Genomic DNA, 15,548 nt, shown 5'->3' with positions numbered 1-15,548 from the left:
TTTAACCCGAGGACTGGGCCTCTCCCCGCAAGCGGGGAAAGGGGACTGAGAGGGTGCGGCGAGTCCCTTCTCCCCATCAGAATGGGGAGAAGGTGGCCCGCAGGCCGGATAAGGGGCAAAGTCCGCGCCTCCTTCAATTCAAATAATGGCCGCCGCCGCTTCGGCAAGATCCCGCAGCGCGACGTTCGAAGACGGCCCGACTATCACGAAGGATGCCCCGTTCCTTTGCCAGGAGACGAAGCCGAGATCGCCGCGGATGGTCTCGCCGAATTCGCCGGATTGCTGCCCGTCGCCTTGCTTGAGGAAGCAAATGGCGAAGACATCGCCCTCGCGATCGCGATAGACGAGCTGCGCGACGGGCTTGCCCTCGACGACCAGAAGTCTGGCGCCCTCGAAGGTCAAGCCCTTGCGGTTCAAGTCGGGGATACTGAAGGTCACGCCGACGCTTGCAGCGAGCCAGGGTTCTATCTTGTCCGCTTCGGAAGCCGGCACCTCGACGAGGTGCTCCTTCTGGCGGGAATAGACGCGATGGTACTCGGCAATCTCGTCGAGCCAGGAGCGTTCATTGGCCTGGCTCATCGGTTCGGCGATGCGAGTCGTGCTGCCGAGAATGAAGCCTGCGGCGCCGCCAAGCAGAACGAGGACAGCGGAGGCGGCCGCGATGCGGGGCCACATGTGAGCACTTCGCCTCGGAAGATTGGCCGTCGCGACGCGCTCCGACCTCGGGCTGATGCCGGAGCCCTGCTTGATCTGGCGCACCAGCCCCAGCGGAACCGGGTCATGAAGAAAATCCTCGAAGGCATTGTTGCCAAAGGCGCTTCCCGCTTTCAGCTTCTCGAGCAGCGCTCTCGCCTCGTCGTCGCGCGCCAGGAGCGCATCGAGTTCGGACTTTTCGGGCTCGCCTAGTTCGCCGTCGATATAGGCGGACAACCGCACTTCAAGCGTTAGACCCTTCGTCTGCAGCAACGGTCAGGCCCTCCTTTCCGTATTCTCGGACAGCATGGCGGCAAGCCGGAGCCGCGCCGTCGACAACCTGCTCATCACCGTGCCGATCGGAATACCGAGGATTGCCGCCGTCTCTCGATAGCTGTGGCCCTCGACATTGACGAGCAGGAACACGCTGGCGAGCCCCTCCGGCATGGAGAGGATCATCTTCTGCACCTGATTGGCGTAGACCGCCTTTTCGGCCGCCGCCTCTATACTCAGCTCGTCCTGCTCCAGAATATCGATAAGTCCGCCACCACCGCGGACCTTGCGTTTGCGGACCTCGTCGACCCAGAGATTGCGCGTCATCGCGTAAATCCAGCTTTCGAGGCGCCCCTCACCATTCCAGAGATGGCTGCGCGCGATCGCGCGCTCGCAAGCCTCCTGGACGAGATCGTCGGCATCGGCGGCATTGCGCGTCAGCGTCATCGCGAAGCGGCGCAACTTGGGCAGCAGGCTGACCAAATCGCGTCGGAAATCCTTCATTTCTGCCGCTGGGCGCATTGCTCTTCCAGTGAGACGTACCGGATCATGCGTCTATTCGTGATGCGGACGCATCAGCATGATATGAAACATTTGATCCGAAGTCTGCAAGGGAAGAGCCGGAACGGAGAGAGGTTTTTCCGTTCCGGCACCGGTTTCCCACTGCTCGCACTCAAATCCCCGACGGCGCTATGCGCCAACGCGTCAATAGGTGCGAACACCTCCAAGAGACTGCAACAGTGCCTGGTAGGCCCAGGTGTTTTCGCCGCCGCGGTCGCGGATTTCGATGAGCTGAACTTTCGCTTCCTCGATCCGCCCCTGCTCGACGAAGGCCTGCCCCATATAGGAGCGCGCGAGGATATAGTTCTCATCTGCCTGCAGCGCACTCCGGTAATATTGCATGCCGAGTTCCATGCGGCCGGCCTTGCGGTTGGCGTAGCCGAGATAGTTTAAGACGCGGGCGCTCTGCTGCTCCTTCATCGCGCCGAGCACCTTGATCGCGTTCTCATATTGGCCGGCATAGGCGAGTTCGCGGGCAGCATCGAACAGGATGTCGTCGCCAAGATCGCTTCTCTTCGCTTCGACGCATCTGTTTCTTTTGGCGTCCCAGACCTGGCCGTTCTTGCATTGGGTGGTCGTCTTCGTTTTCTTCGGCGGCTCGCTGTTGTCTTCGCCGACGGCCAGCGCTGCATGGCCCATTGCCGAGGCCAAGAAGGCTGCAAGGGTGAAGAGAATCGCTTTTCGGTTCATCTGCCTGTCTCCTGTGAACATCGCGCGGGCGTTGGCGAACCCAGTTCCACCGTAGGTCGATTACCCCCGAACGCGATTAAGACGCATCAGTCTCGCTGATTATTCGCTCGGACCTGAATTTCCGTCGACGAAGACTTAGTGGGCCACTTCACGGCTCGCTTTAGAAGCGCGTCGTTTCGGCCAGCGTCACGCCCTTGGCGTCGGCACCGAGCGCGTAGCGCTCCCGGGTCAGATGCCAGCCCCCCGGTCCGCCGGTCACCGAGAAGAGGTTGTAGGCGGCCACCGGCTTGCTGCCGCCGGGCCCCTGCGATGCCGACGCGATGCCGACGACCGGCACGGGTGCCGCATGCCCCTTGAGCCAGTAGACCGTATTGAGATGCGTGTGACCGTGCAGGACCAGTTCGGCGCCGCCGGAAGAGATGGTCGCGGCGAAACGGCGGATGCCGATCATGCGCTTGTGCATGGAGGTCGCGCCGCGGATCGGCGGATGGTGGATCATGACGATGCGGAAGAGACCGGCCTCGCCCGCGGCGCGCAGGAGATTGACGGTCGTTCGCGCCTGCCGCGGACCGAAGTAGCCGCTGGCGGCGAAGGGCGGGGTGGCAACGGCCGTCGAGCAGCCGATAAGCGCCACCGGCCCGCGCACCCGCATATAGGGGAAACAGGCGTGGTTCTTCAGCCATCCGGAGGGGCTATCGTCGCTGCGCATGTAGGGATACCAGGCGCGCGTTATCTTTTCATAGGCGCCGGGCACATAGGCATCGTGATTGCCGGGCACGATGGAGATGTCGCCCGGGTCGCCGGCCTCCGCGAGCCAAGCGCTCACCGCCTCGATCTCCAAGGACGAGGCAAGATTGACAAGGTCCCCGGTGATTGCCAGGTGATCCGGCTGGCGCTTTTCGATGTCCTCCATCAGGCAGTCGAGCGTGCCGGGGAAGAGATGACGCACCCGGTTTCTGTGCCAGTTGACGAAGCCGGTGATCCGCTTGGAGGCAAGTTCACGGAGAGTAAGTTCCGGCAGGGGCCCGAGATGGACGTCCGATATATGCGCAAGTTTGAACATCAACTCCGTCTAGCGCATATTCCAGGTCAGGGGAATCACTTGAACGGATTATCCCGGATGGCCTAAAGCGCCGCGCTCCGATGTAAGGGATCGTAGGGTAGCAGGAGAGAAGCACATGGACGAGAACCGCCGGCAGGAGTTGCTTAACTGGCGGCTCCGCCTGTTGACGCGGTTCGCCCATGTCTACTTTGCCTTCTCGCGCGGCATGACGCTCGGGGTCCGGGCCGCCTGTTTCGACGACAGTGGTCGGGTCTTCCTCGTCAGGCACTCCTACCTTCCCGGATGGCATTTCCCGGGCGGCGGCCTCGACCGCAACGAAACGGCGGTGGAGGGGCTTGTTCGCGAGCTTCAGGAGGAGGGCAATCTCCTGCTGGCGGCACCGCCGCTGCTCTTCCAGGTCTATTACAACCGGGGCACCAGCAAGCGCGATCACGTCATCTTCTTCCGCTGCGACAATGTTCGCCAAGAGCAGCCGAAGCGCGCCGACCTCGAAATCGCCGCGGCGGACTTCTTCTCGCTCGACGAACTCCCTGCGGACACGACGCCGGCAACCCGGCGCCGGCTCGCCGAACTTGCGGGAGCGGCGACGCCGGATACATTCTGGTAGGCAGTTCTTACTTCCAATCTAAAGATCATCTCGCCCGTGCGGAGCGCCGAGGTCGACGACCGGCCCCACCGGCACGATGCCGGTCGGATTGATCATCGTGTGGCTCCGGTAATAGTGCTGCTTGATGTGGTGCATGTTCACCGTCTCGGCGACGCCCGGCACCTGATAGAGATCGCGCAGATAGCCATGAAGATTCGGATAGTCGGCGAGGCGACGGATATTGCATTTGAAGTGACCGATATAGACCGGATCGAAGCGGACGAGCGTCGTGAACAGGCGCCAGTCGGCTTCGGTCATGCGGTCGCCGAGGAGATAGCGCCGTGAGGCGAGGCGGCCTTCGAGCTCATCCAGCATGGCGAAGAGGGCCGTCACGCTCTCCTCATAGGCCGCCTGCTTGGTTGCGAAACCGGCCTTGTAGACGCCGTTATTGACGGCGTCGTAGATGCGCGCGTTCAGCGCATCGATTTCCGCCCGCAGTTCTTTCGGACAGAAATCCTCGGTCGAGCCGGTGAGATAGTCGAAGGCCGAGTTGAACATCCGGATGATTTCGGCGGATTCGTTCGAGACGATCGTGTTCTTCTGCTTGTCCCAGAGAACCGGCACGGTTACCCGGCCGGAGTAGATAGGCTCGGCGCGCACATAGACCTCCCACAGGGCGCGCGAGCCGAACAGGTGGTCGACGGTACCGCCATTCTCGCCTTTGAATTCCCAGCCATTCGCCTGCATCAGCGGATCGACGATCGAGAGCGAGACGATGTCTTCGAGTTTCTTGAGCTTGCGGAAGATCAGCGTGCGATGGGCCCAGGGGCAGGCGAGCGAGACGTAGAGGTGGTAACGGCCCGCTTCCGCCTTGAAGCCGCCCGTGCCGGAAGGGCCGGGCGACCCATCGGCGGTGACCCAGTTGCGGAACTGCGACTCGCTGCGCTTGAAATGGCCGTTGGTTGCACGCGTGTCGTACCAGACGTCCTGCCAGACGCCATCCACCAGCCTGCCCATGGGCGAACTCCTTCACTCGTTTCCTTAACCGAAAGATAGCGCGCCGAGGCGCCGCCGATAGGGGCGAAATTCCGAACAGTGCGTTTTCGGCTTTGACAGATGGCGATTTTCTGCTATCGGCGATCCGTTAGCTTTTTCACGTTCGGAAACGACCTTAGCCATGATCCTGTCGGGAAGCCCGCGACGACGCTGATGCTGAAACACCCTTCCGGGTGAAGCCATCCTTGTGTTCGTTCGCATGCCGGTTCTCGATATCCATGAAAAAGCACGATCTCGTCTATCTGACTGAAGACGCGTCCCACGACGCAGCCATCGAAATCATCAATGAAGAAGCCTTCGGCCCAGGCCGCTTCGCCCGCGCTGCTGCGCGAATTCGCGAGCAGGGGCCGCACGACCGGTCGCTTTCCTTCATCTGCGCCGACGACGGCGAAACGATCGCTTCCGTGCGGATGACGCCGGTGATCGCCGGGTCCGTCCGGGGACACCTGCTCGGTCCTCTTGCCGTGCGGCCGTCGCACAAGAACAAGGGCATCGGCCGTGAACTGGTGCGCATCGCAGTCGAGGCCGCGCGGCGGAAGGGGTCCGAGGCGGTGATCCTCGTCGGCGATCCGCCCTATTACCAGCCGCTCGGTTTCGAGAAGGTACGCTGCGGCGCGCTCGAATTCCCCGGTCCGGTCGATCCGGCCCGGGTGCTGGTGGTGCCGATCGCGGCGGATGTTCACATGCGGCTCGAAGGCGTGATCGCCTGGCGGGATGACGGCGTGGCGCCGGCCGTCGAGGCTGTCGCGGAGCAGCAGGCGCACGGCGCGGCGGCTTGATTCCTTGACGGGCTGGTCCTTGCCGTCAAAATCGGCGCTCCAGTATTCCTGTCCTGCTCGTCATCCTCGGGCGTGACCCGAGGATCCAAGCACAAGCATTGCGGCTTCAGAACGACCTCGCGATTCGGCATTCCCCTGCGCCTCAAGCTTGCGAGTGGATCCTCGGGTCAAGCCCGAGGATGACGGCCGTAGAGGAGGGCGGCAGCGCAGCTCCGAAACCGTGATGTCGCTGCGGCCGCTCACCGGCCCTCGCGATACCAGGTGGCGGAAATCAGGAAGAGGAGGGCGGCGAGGCCGAAAAGGCCCGCGAAGAGCGACAGCGAATTGACGCCCTTCAGTACCGTCTCGTCGGTCATGCGCAGCGACAGGCGCTCATCGTCAGCGACGCGCACCGCGCCGCGAACAGGCAGGATCGAAGGGAGATCGACCGGTCCGTCGGCGTCCGCCAGCCGGCGGACAAGCCCCTTCGTCTTTTCCGCCCAGGGCTTGAGCCTTTCCTCCGTCGAGATCGCCGCCTTGAACTCCGGCGCGTCGACATTGCCGACATGGACGAGCGTCGTCAGCTCGTCGTTCGCCACCTCGAAAAGGCCGATTTCATCGCTCTTGACCTCTGCCTTGTAGAGGCCCGGCTCGCGTTCGGTAAGGGTGACCTCCTGGGTCCTGCCGGAGGGATAGGTGAGCGTCGCCTGGCCGGGGTCGCCCTCGATCGTTTGACGGGTGATCTCCAATGTCCGGCCGAGGGCGCGCGCGGTGAGCGCCTCCTCTTCGAGCGCCGGCTCCTGCATGAGCCAGTGGGCGGTGCGGCGATAGAGCGAAATGTGCGGTCCGCCGCCTTCGAAGCCGCGTGCCCAGAGCCAGCCCTGGTCGGAGAGCAGCATCGCCACGCGTCCCTTGCCGACGCGGTTGAGGACGAGCAGCGGCTTGCCGTCCGCCGCCTCCATTACCGTCTGGCCGAGCGGCCGGTCGACGTCGACGGTGCGGAACCAGCGGCCCCAGGCCGGCGGCTCGCTCGATGCGCCTTCGAGGCCGCGCGTGACCGGATGCTTCTTTCCCTCCTCGGAAAGCCGCGGGAAGAAGGCCGTTTCGGTCATGACGCCGGTCGGGGTCGCGGGCAAAACCGCCGAAAGCGGAGTGGCAGCGATCGAATCATTGCCGGCGTGCTCCGGTCCCGCGGCAATCAGCAAGGCGCCGCCGTTCTGAACGTATTGCGCGATGTTGTCGTAGTAGAGAATCGGCAGCACGCCGCGGTGCTGGTAGCGGTCGAAGATGATGAGATCGAACTCGCTGATCTTGTCGACGAAAAGCTCGCGCGTCGGAAAGGCGATGAGCGAGAGCTCGTTGATCGGCGTGCCGTCCTGCTTTTCCGGCGGCCGCAGGATGGTGAAGTGCACGAGATCGACGGCGGCGTCGGATTTGAGGAGATTGCGCCAGGCTCGCTCGCCGGCATGCGGCTCGCCGGAAACGAGCAGCACGCGCAGGTTCTCGCGAATGCCGTCGAGCACGTGGACGGCGCGGTTGTTCGCCTCCGTTACTTCGCCGGCGACAGGATTGACGGCGAATTCAAGGATGTTGTTGCCGCCGCGCGGAACGGTGAAACTGAACGGTACGTCTGTCCCCGGTTCCGCGAGCTCGGTGGCGATCTCGTTGCCGTTGAGACGAATCGTGACCTCGGCGCTGCCGCCGGGCGCCGCTCCTTCGTCCACAACGCGGAACGTCAGCTTCTGCTGCTCGCCGACAATGCCGAAGCGGGGCGCGCTCACGATTTCGATGCGCCGGTCGAACTCGTCCGGCCGCCCGCTGATCAGTCCATGAATGGGCGCATCGAAGCCGAGCTTCTGGTTCACGTCCGGCACATCGTGGATTTGGCCGTCGGTGATGAAGACAGCGCCGCCGACGCGGGCGGGCGGCACATCGGCCAGTGCCGTTGTGAGCGCGCCGAAGAGCTTCGTCGAGGGAGCTTCGCTCTCCTCGCCGTCGGCGGCCTCGACGATGCGCGCCTCGATCTGGGGAAAGCGCGCAAGACGTTCCTTGAGATCGGCGAGCGCCCGGTCGGTCTGTTCGCGGCGGTCGCCATTCTCTTGGCTCTGGCTGCGGTCGACAACCACAGCGACGATGGTCGAGAGCGGCTGGCGCTCCTCCTGGAAGAGAACGGGATTTGCAAGGGCGAGGCAGAACGCGACGAGAGCGGCCGTCCTGATCCAAGCACCGCGAACGCCGCGCCAGAGCCCGAGCGCCGCCAGCGCGGCTGCGATGAGCGACAATGCCGCGAGATAGGGCCAGGCAAGAAGTGGCGAAAAGTCGACGGTCATCGCTGCCTCACTGTCCGAGCCGCTCGAGCAGGGCGGGCACGTGCACCTGGTCGGCTTTGTAGTTGCCGGTCAACATATACATCATGATGTTGACGCCGGAGCGGAAGGCATATTCGCGCTGTATCTCGTCCGGCGGAACCGTCGGCAGCACCGCGACACCGTTGGAATCCACCGCCCAGGCGCCGGCAAAGTCGTTGCCGGTGATCATGATCGGCGTCACGCCGTCGCCCGAACGCGCCGGGCGGTCGCTCGGCTCCTCGCGATTGTCGAGCAGGGCCTCGATCCAGAGCGGGCTGCCGGTGTAGCGGCCGGGAAAATTCGTCAGCAGATAGAAGGCCTTGGTCAGAACATGGTCGGCCGGAACAGGCTCCAGCGGCGGTATATCGAGATTGGCGAGGATCGCCTGCAGGCGTTCGGCGTTCGGGCTCGTGCCGCCCGAGGAGGCGCCGAGCGAGGAGAACTGATCGCGCGTGTCGAACAACACCGTACCGCCGGCGCGCATATAGGCGTCTATGCGGCTGACGGTCTGCGGGCTCGGCATCGGTGCGCTGGCCGAGATAGGCCAGTAGATGATCGGATAGAAGCTGAGCTCGTCCTTGGAGATGTCGAGGCCGACCGGGGCGCCCGGCTCGAGCGTCGTGCGATAGGTGAGGAAATCGGTGAGACCGCGAAGTCCGCTCTCGGAGAGACGGTCCACGTCTTGCTCGCCGGTGACGACATAGGCGAGATGGGTGGTGTCGAGCCGTTCCAGAATGCGCGCGTCATCCGGCCGCGCGTCGTCCGCAAAGGCTTGCGGAGGCGGGAGAAGAGCGGCCGCGGCCATCACGAGGAACAATGCTGCTGCCGCTTTCGCCATGCGCAAGCGCGAAAAGGCACCGCCCATGAAGAGAACAATCGCGGCATCGGCGAGCAGCAGCAGCAATGCGAGCGTCAGCAGCGCCGGTTTCAGCGACCAGCTCTCCGCCGCTGTGAGCCGCTCGGATGTGTACGGGCCGGCGGCCGCCATGTCGATGCGCTTGAGCTGAGCGTCGCGCGGCAGCAGGTTCAGCGCGGTGAATCCGTCCTCGGAACCATAGAGGCCAGGCGGATTCTCCGGCGTGGCCAAGGGCGCTTTACCCGGCACGATGTCGAGCGGGCGGGCATTGGCGGTTTCGGCGACAAGCACGCCGTCGGCGTTTAGCAGCCGATAGGGCGGCAGCGTCTGTGGCTGCGCCGCCCGGCCTTCAGGGGCGATGCCGCCGCTGCGCGAAAGCTGGACGCTGCGGCGGAGCATTTCGACGAAATGTCCGGAGATCGGCAGGTTCGACCAGGTGGCCTCGGCGCTGACATGGAAGAGGATGATGCGGCCTGTGCCGCGTGCCGCCGTCGTCACCAGCGGCGTGCCGTCGGCGAGGTTTGCCCAGGTCCGCTCGACGAGATCGGCGGTCGGTTCGGCCAGGACCTGCCGCTTGACGAGGATATCGGTGGGGCGGGGCATGCCCGCAAAGGGGCTGTTCAATGGATAATCGGCGAGCGGCTGCGGCTCGGACCAGGAAAGTGCCCCGCCAAGCGCCCGCTCGCCCTGCCGAAGCGTCACGGGCACAAGCGGATCGTCGGCGGGCGCGGCGGCAAGCCGCGGGCCGGCGAAACGGATCAGTGTGCCGCCGTTGTCGATCCATTTCGCAAGCAGCGGATAGGTCTCTTCCGGCAGGCGGCCGATATCGGCCATGATGAGGACCGACGGCCGCTGCTGCAAGAGTTCCGGAATGGCGACCGCGAGATCGGTTTCGCGCGGCTCGACGAGGTCGGCATAGGGGGCGAGCGCCCGATTGATGTAGTAGAGGGGAGACAGCAGCGGCTGCGAGAGGTCGCGTGCCTCGCCGCTGAGCAAAGCCACGCGGCGGCGGCGGAAGCCGTCGTCGAGGAGGTGCGTCGCGCCGGCGGTTGCGGCGCCTTCGATGCCGATGCGGGCGAAGTCGTTGCGCAGTTCGAAGGGAGCCTCGATTGTTCCCTTCGCGGTCGCCGCGCCGGGCGCGAAATCGATCGTGCCGTTCGCAATCGCACGGCCGCGCGCGTCGAAAGCGACGATCGGGAAAGAGCGGCTGTCGTCGGTCTTCAGTCGGCTCGCCGTCACTGCCATACCGTTCGACTCGTTGCTGCTATCGGTGAGCGCGACCGCCTGGCTCCCGTCCGCCTCGATCACCTTGAGGTCGGCCGCGCCGATGCCTGCCAGCGTCTCCATGGTCTTGCCGTCGGTCTCGATGCCGTCGGTGATGAAGGCGATCGTTCCGGGCGGTGCGTCCCTGAAGGCCGTTTGCATGGCAGCGATGGCGGACCGCCGGTCGGCTGGCAGCGGTTCGGGGCCCACCGCTGCGAGCCGATTGCGCGCCGTTCCGGCCGATCCCGGCGTCGCGTCGTGCTGGCGCTCGCCGGTAAAGACGATGGACACGGCAAGGTCCTTCGCTTCGGCGTCATCGATCAAAGCCGAGGCAGCCTCGACGCGCCGCTCCCAGTCCGGTGCGGCCGCCCAGCTATTGTCGATCAGCAACGCCAGCGGGCCGGATGTGGCGAGCGTGTTGCTGCGCGGGTTGAAGACCGGATCGGCGATTGCAAAAATGACGGCGGCCGCCATCAGCATTCTAAGAAGCGTCAGCCACCAAGGGCTCTTCGACGGCGTCTCCTCGCGCTTGATAACCGAGGCGAGGATGCGCAGCGGCGGAAAAACCTCGGCTGCGGGTCTGGGCGGCGTCATGCGCAGCAGCCACCAGATCACCGGCAGCGCGACGAGGGCTGCGAGCATGGCCGGATTGGCGAAGACGAAGGAGAGGCCGCCTATCATAGCTGCCCTCCATGCGTCGCCCGGCCGGGCATTCCGGACAGATACATGTGCACCGCGACCAGCGCCTCCGACGCCGGGCGATCCGTCCTATGTGGAATGAAGGTCCAACCGAGATGGCGAAGGCTATCGCCGAGGCTGTCACGGCGGGCGCGATAGGCGCGCTGATAATCCTCGCGCAGGATCTCGGCGCGGCCGGCGGTTAGCTTCTCGCCCGTTTCCGGATCGGTGAATTCGGTCCGGCCGGCATAGGGGAAGACTTCCTCGGCGGGGTCGGCGATCTCTACGACATGTCCCCGCAAGCCGCGGCGTGCAAGCGGCCCGAGGCGTTCCATCACCTTGTCCGCCGGGTCGAGGAAATCGCCGATCAGGACCAGATCGCTGGCGCCACGGATCATACCTGTGTCGGGCAAGCCTTCGGCAAGCGGGCTCAGCATGATCGCGGTCGCGAGCCGCTCTGCAGCGTTGCGCGCCGAGACCGGCTCCATCACGCCGGGACAGCCGATCCGCTCGCCGGAGCGGGCGAGGATTTCGGCGAGCGCCAGCATCAGCACCAGCGCACGGCTCTCCTTTGAGACGGCGCCGAGCGTCGATTTGTACATCATCGAGGGGGAAAGGTCGGCCCAGAGCCAAATCGTGTGCGCGGCTTCCCATTCGCGATCGCGGACATAGGTATGGTCGTCCTTGGCCGAGCGACGCCAGTCGATGCGCGACAGGCTCTCACCTTCGCTGTAGGGCCGGAACTGCCAGAAGTTCTCGCCGATGCCGCGCTTGCGCCGGCCGTGCCAGCCGGAGATGACGGTATTGGCGATCCGGCGTGCCTCGACGAGGCAGTCAGGAACGAGCATCGCGCGCTGCTGCGCGCGTGAAAGAACCTCGCCGGAGGGAGTACGCGCGACGATGTGCCCGATGGAGGCCATGCGTTATGCCTTGGCCCGTTTCACTAGGTCGGCTATGACGTCGCGCACAGTCATGCCCTCGGCACGGGCCGCAAAGGTCAGCGCCATCCGGTGCTGCAGGACGGGTTCGGCAAGCGCCAGGATATCGTCGATGGAGGGCGCGAGCCGGCCATCGTAGAGCGCACGTGCGCGGGCCGAGAGCATCAAGGCTTGGCCGGCGCGCGGGCCCGGACCCCAGGCGACGTTCTTGTCGGTGGCGGCATTACCGTTGCCGGGACGGGCGGAACGCACCAGCGCCAGAATGGCGTCGACAACCTTCTCGCCCACCGGCATCTGACGGATCAGGCTCTGGAGCTGCTGCAGGCGCTCGGCATTGATCACCGGACGGGCCTCGGCCTCTACGACACCCGTCGTTTCAAGGAGGATTTGCCGTTCGGCGGAAAGCTCAGGGTAACCGACATCGACCTGCATCAGGAAGCGGTCGAGCTGAGCTTCCGGGAGAGGGTAGGTGCCCTCCTGTTCGAGGGGATTCTGCGTCGCGAGCACATGGAAAGGTTGCGGCAGGTCCTTACGGGCACCGGCGACGGTGATGTGGTATTCCTGCATCGCCTGCAGCAGCGCCGATTGCGTGCGCGGCGAGGCACGGTTGATCTCGTCGGCCATCAGGAGCTGCGTGAAGATGGGGCCGGCGATGAAGCGGAAGGAGCGATGGCCGGCCGCGTCCTGATCCATCACTTCCGAGCCCAGAATGTCGGACGGCATCAGGTCCGGCGTGAATTGAATGCGGCTGTTGTCGAGGCCGAGAACGGTGCCGAGGGTCGCGACGAGCTTTGTCTTGGCCAGACCGGGCACACCGACAAGCAGCGCGTGGCCGCCGGAAAGAACCGCGAGCAGGGTCTGCTCCACCACGCTTTCCTGACCGAAGATGACCTTGCCGATCTCCGCGCGGATGAGCGCGATCTCGCCAAGGGCCGCTTCCGCTGCCGCGACGATCGCCTTCTCATCGGCCAGTTCGACCGCGCTCTTCATAACACTCATTGCCAGTCTCCCGCTCGTGCGTGTCGAACCGATTCGGCATCACTCTGCTTTCGGTTCCTTTTTTCAATTTAGACCCTGGCAGACGGCTGACAAGCCGCCGCCAACGCACTATCTCGTGAGCTTCAGAACGCCCTGAAGCATTCCGGCTTCTCCGCTAAGCGCGAAGTACGGTCAAGATGCTCGTAACCAGGGGCGAACATCCCGCTCGTCTCATGGACGCGCTATTCTTCTTAGGCAAGATTGGGGCCAAACGGGACAGAACGATGGCAGAAACGAAGATTCAGCGGACGGGCGATGCGGCGGGGCTCGCCGCACTCATTGCGCGCGCTGCCGGTCAGACGGATGGCGAAGCAAGGGGATTGCCACCGGTCGAGCGCTGGAATCCGCCGTTCTGCGGCGACATCGACATGGAAATTCGTGCTGACGGAACCTGGTTCTACATGGGCACGCCGATCGGCCGCCAGCCGCTGGTGAGGCTGTTCTCGACAGTCCTGCGCAGGGACGCGGATGGCAAGACCTATCTCGTGACGCCGGTGGAAAAGGTCGGCATCCGGGTCGCCGATGCCCCATTCATCGCCGTCGAAATGAGCATTACGGTGAAGGACGACGAGAATGTGCTGACGTTCCGCACCAATGTCGGCGATGTCGTGGAGGCCGGGCCGGAGCACCCCCTGCGTTTCGTCATCCACGGCGACAATCGCGAGCTGAAGCCTTATCTCCACGTGCGCGGAGGCCTGGAGGCGCTCGTCTCCAGGCCGGTGATGTACGACATCGTCGAGCTCGGCGAGAGCATTGACGTCGGCGGTGTCGAGATGTTCTGCGTCAAATCGGCGGGGGCGGTTTTCCCGATCATGCCGGCGGCGGAGCTGGAAGCGCTGTCCAGATGAGCCGTCATCTCTTCTCCGCCGACGAGTTCCGCCGCCGCGCGCGTGCCCAGGCGGGCGGGCCGGTCGAAACCGCCTGGCGCGACCACGGCGACTTCCTGCTCAATCCCGGCATCGTGCCTTATCTCGAATCCCTGCATCTGAAGGATGCCGCGGTGCTCGTGCCGGTCGTCGACAGCGGCGAGGATGCGAGCGTGATCTTCACGCAACGCACCTCGACGCTGCGCAAGCATTCCGGCCAGATCGCCTTTCCGGGCGGCGCCGTCGATCCGGAGGACCCGTCCGTCGAAATCGCGGCGCTGCGCGAGGCTGAGGAGGAGATCGGTCTCGATCCGCGCTTCGTCGAGACGATCGCGCGGCTGCCGCATTATATGGCAATGTCCGGCTTCCGCATCACGCCGGTGCTTGCGGTGGTGCAGCCGGGCTTCGAGCTGACGCCGAATCCGGTGGAAGTCGAAAGCGTGTTCGAGGTGCCGCTATCGTTCCTGATGAATCCGGAGAATCACGGACGTGGGAGCGGCCATTGGCAGGGTGCCGAGCGGCATTATTACCGGATGCCCTATGGCGAGCGGAACATTTGGGGCATTACGGCGGGAATCGTCCGCATGCTCTACGAAAGGCTTTATGCATGACCTCCATTGCTGCCGAGCGCTGGTTTCAGGCTCCCTCGCTGCGCCGCGTCTTCGATTTGCTGAATGTCGACGGCGGCGAGGTGCGGATCGTCGGCGGCGCGGTCCGCAACAGCCTGCTCGGCCTGCCGACGGGTGACGTCGATCTGGCGACGACCTGGCATCCGGAGGAGGTCGCGGGGCGGGCGAAGGCGGCCGGCATCAAGGTGGTGCCGACCGGCATCAACCACGGCACCGTGACGCTGGTGATCGACGGCATACCTTACGAGGTAACGACCTTGCGCCGCGATGTGACGACGGACGGGCGGCGCGCCGAAGTGGCCTTCGGGTCCGGTTGGAAAGAGGACGCGGAACGCCGCGATTTCACGATCAATGCGCTTTATGTGAACAGCGAGGGCGAGGTCTTCGACTATGTTGGTGGTCTGGCCGATATCGAGAGCCGGACCTTGCGCTTCATCGGCAACGCCGCCGAGCGCGTCGCGGAAGATTATCTGCGCATCCTGCGCTTCTTCCGCTTCTTCGCGCATTACGGCAGCGGTCGTCCGGATGCGGAGGGCCTCAAAGCCTGCGCGCAGGCGCGCGCGAAGCTTTCGACGCTTTCCGCCGAACGCGTCTGGGGAGAAACGAAGAAGCTGCTTTCCGCCGACGATCCGGGCCGCGCGCTTCTGTGGATGCGCCAGGCGGGTGTGCTCGGCGAGATCCTGCCCGAAACCGAGAAATGGGGCATCGACGCCATACCCGGCCTCGTGGCCGCGGAGCGGAGCTTCTCCTGGCGGCCGGAGCCGCTCTTGAGACTCGCGGCGATCGTTCCCCCCGACGCGGAGCGGCTCGAAGCGATGGCGATGCGGCTGCGTCTTTCGAAGGCTGAAGCGGCCTATCTGGTCCGCTTCGCTGAGGCTCCGGCGATTGCTGCTACTCTCCCGGACGCAGCACTCGACCGGGAGCTCTACCGACACGGCAAAGACGGGATCATCGTCCGGCTCAAGCTTTCCCTCGCCGCCGCCCGCCGCAAATCCGAGACCGATCCCGCCTTTCTCGCCGAGACCGCTTCGTTCCAACGGCTGCTCGCGCGGGCGGAAGGATGGCAGCGCCCGGTTTTTCCGCTGAGTGGAGTGGACGTCTTGAAGGCGGGCATTCCCGCGGGTCCGAAGATTGGTGAGGTGTTGGAGGAGCTTGAGGAATTCTGGATCGAGCGAAATTTCAATGTCGACCGGGCGACATTGGTCGCCCGGCTCGAATCCCTGGCCCGGCCTGGCTGAGCGCGAGGGTGGCA

14 protein-coding genes are annotated in these 15,548 nt (G+C 64.6%); 5 read left to right on the top strand and 9 right to left on the bottom strand.

Annotated features, from left to right (window positions below; all coding sequences use genetic code 11):
- Positions 1-138: 138 nt before the first annotated feature.
- The 4 genes from M728_RS11450 to M728_RS11435 form a co-directional block, all read right to left on the bottom strand.
- Entirely contained in the window at positions 139-966 is an 828-nt protein-coding gene (locus M728_RS11450; protein ID WP_026618868.1) for an anti-sigma factor, read from the bottom strand.
- Positions 967-969: 3 nt separating this feature from the next.
- The gene (locus M728_RS11445) at positions 970-1,488 is read right to left on the bottom strand and encodes an RNA polymerase sigma factor (RefSeq protein WP_026618869.1); all 519 of its coding nucleotides are present in this window, start codon (positions 1,486-1,488) and stop codon (positions 970-972) included.
- A gap of 183 nt (positions 1,489-1,671) precedes the next feature.
- Positions 1,672-2,217, bottom strand: a complete 546-nt coding sequence (locus tag M728_RS11440; protein ID WP_026618870.1) for a tetratricopeptide repeat protein — start codon at positions 2,215-2,217, stop codon at positions 1,672-1,674.
- 160 nt (positions 2,218-2,377) lie between these two features.
- A complete protein-coding gene (locus M728_RS11435; protein WP_026618871.1) occupies positions 2,378-3,280 on the bottom strand; it encodes a metallophosphoesterase in 903 nt (300 codons plus the stop codon).
- A 115-nt stretch (positions 3,281-3,395) separates the two neighbouring features.
- Between M728_RS11435 and M728_RS11430 the strand changes: the two genes are divergently transcribed.
- Positions 3,396-3,887: an NUDIX domain-containing protein gene (locus tag M728_RS11430; protein WP_034883005.1), complete on the top strand. Its 492-nt coding sequence runs from the start codon at positions 3,396-3,398 to the stop codon at positions 3,885-3,887.
- A gap of 18 nt (positions 3,888-3,905) precedes the next feature.
- On the opposite strand, the gene M728_RS11425 is transcribed toward M728_RS11430, so the two are convergent.
- The gene (locus tag M728_RS11425) at positions 3,906-4,883 is read right to left on the bottom strand and encodes a glutathione S-transferase family protein (RefSeq protein ID WP_026618873.1); all 978 of its coding nucleotides are present in this window, start codon (positions 4,881-4,883) and stop codon (positions 3,906-3,908) included.
- A 257-nt stretch (positions 4,884-5,140) separates the two neighbouring features.
- On the opposite strand from M728_RS11425, the gene M728_RS11420 reads away from it, so the two are divergent.
- The gene (locus M728_RS11420) at positions 5,141-5,701 is read left to right on the top strand and encodes a GNAT family N-acetyltransferase (RefSeq protein ID WP_026618874.1); all 561 of its coding nucleotides are present in this window, start codon (positions 5,141-5,143) and stop codon (positions 5,699-5,701) included.
- Positions 5,702-5,940: 239 nt separating this feature from the next.
- Here M728_RS11420 and M728_RS11415 read toward each other — a convergent pair whose 3' ends face one another.
- From M728_RS11415 to M728_RS11400, 4 genes are read right to left on the bottom strand one after another with little or no spacing between them, the layout of a single operon-like run.
- Positions 5,941-8,010, bottom strand: a complete 2,070-nt coding sequence (locus tag M728_RS11415) for a membrane protein (RefSeq protein ID WP_026618875.1) — start codon at positions 8,008-8,010, stop codon at positions 5,941-5,943.
- Between the two features lie 7 nt (positions 8,011-8,017).
- Positions 8,018-10,828, bottom strand: a complete 2,811-nt coding sequence (locus M728_RS11410) for a DUF4159 domain-containing protein (RefSeq protein WP_026618876.1) — start codon at positions 10,826-10,828, stop codon at positions 8,018-8,020.
- Entirely contained in the window at positions 10,825-11,745 is a 921-nt protein-coding gene (locus M728_RS11405) for a DUF58 domain-containing protein (protein ID WP_026618877.1), read from the bottom strand. The genes M728_RS11410 and M728_RS11405 overlap by 4 nt, the downstream gene beginning before the upstream one ends.
- 3 nt (positions 11,746-11,748) lie before the next feature.
- A complete protein-coding gene (locus M728_RS11400; protein ID WP_026617957.1) occupies positions 11,749-12,762 on the bottom strand; it encodes a MoxR family ATPase in 1,014 nt (337 codons plus the stop codon).
- Positions 12,763-13,025: 263 nt separating this feature from the next.
- Between M728_RS11400 and M728_RS11395 the strand changes: the two genes are divergently transcribed.
- Genes M728_RS11395 through M728_RS11385 form a run of 3 tightly spaced genes read left to right on the top strand, consistent with a single transcriptional unit; the run spans position 13,026 to position 15,534 of the window.
- The gene (locus M728_RS11395) at positions 13,026-13,649 is read left to right on the top strand and encodes a DUF1285 domain-containing protein (protein ID WP_026618878.1); all 624 of its coding nucleotides are present in this window, start codon (positions 13,026-13,028) and stop codon (positions 13,647-13,649) included.
- The gene (locus M728_RS11390; RefSeq protein ID WP_026618879.1) at positions 13,646-14,278 is read left to right on the top strand and encodes a CoA pyrophosphatase; all 633 of its coding nucleotides are present in this window, start codon (positions 13,646-13,648) and stop codon (positions 14,276-14,278) included. The genes M728_RS11395 and M728_RS11390 overlap by 4 nt, the downstream gene beginning before the upstream one ends.
- Positions 14,275-15,534: a CCA tRNA nucleotidyltransferase gene (locus M728_RS11385; protein ID WP_026618880.1), complete on the top strand. Its 1,260-nt coding sequence runs from the start codon at positions 14,275-14,277 to the stop codon at positions 15,532-15,534. Before M728_RS11390 ends, M728_RS11385 begins: the two co-directional genes overlap by 4 nt.
- Positions 15,535-15,548 lie beyond the last annotated feature (14 nt).

Origin of the sequence: Ensifer sp. WSM1721, from assembly GCF_000513895.2 — a bacterium.
GTDB lineage: Bacteria > Pseudomonadota > Alphaproteobacteria > Rhizobiales > Rhizobiaceae > Sinorhizobium.
This window is presented reverse-complemented; position numbering and strand designations above follow the sequence as displayed.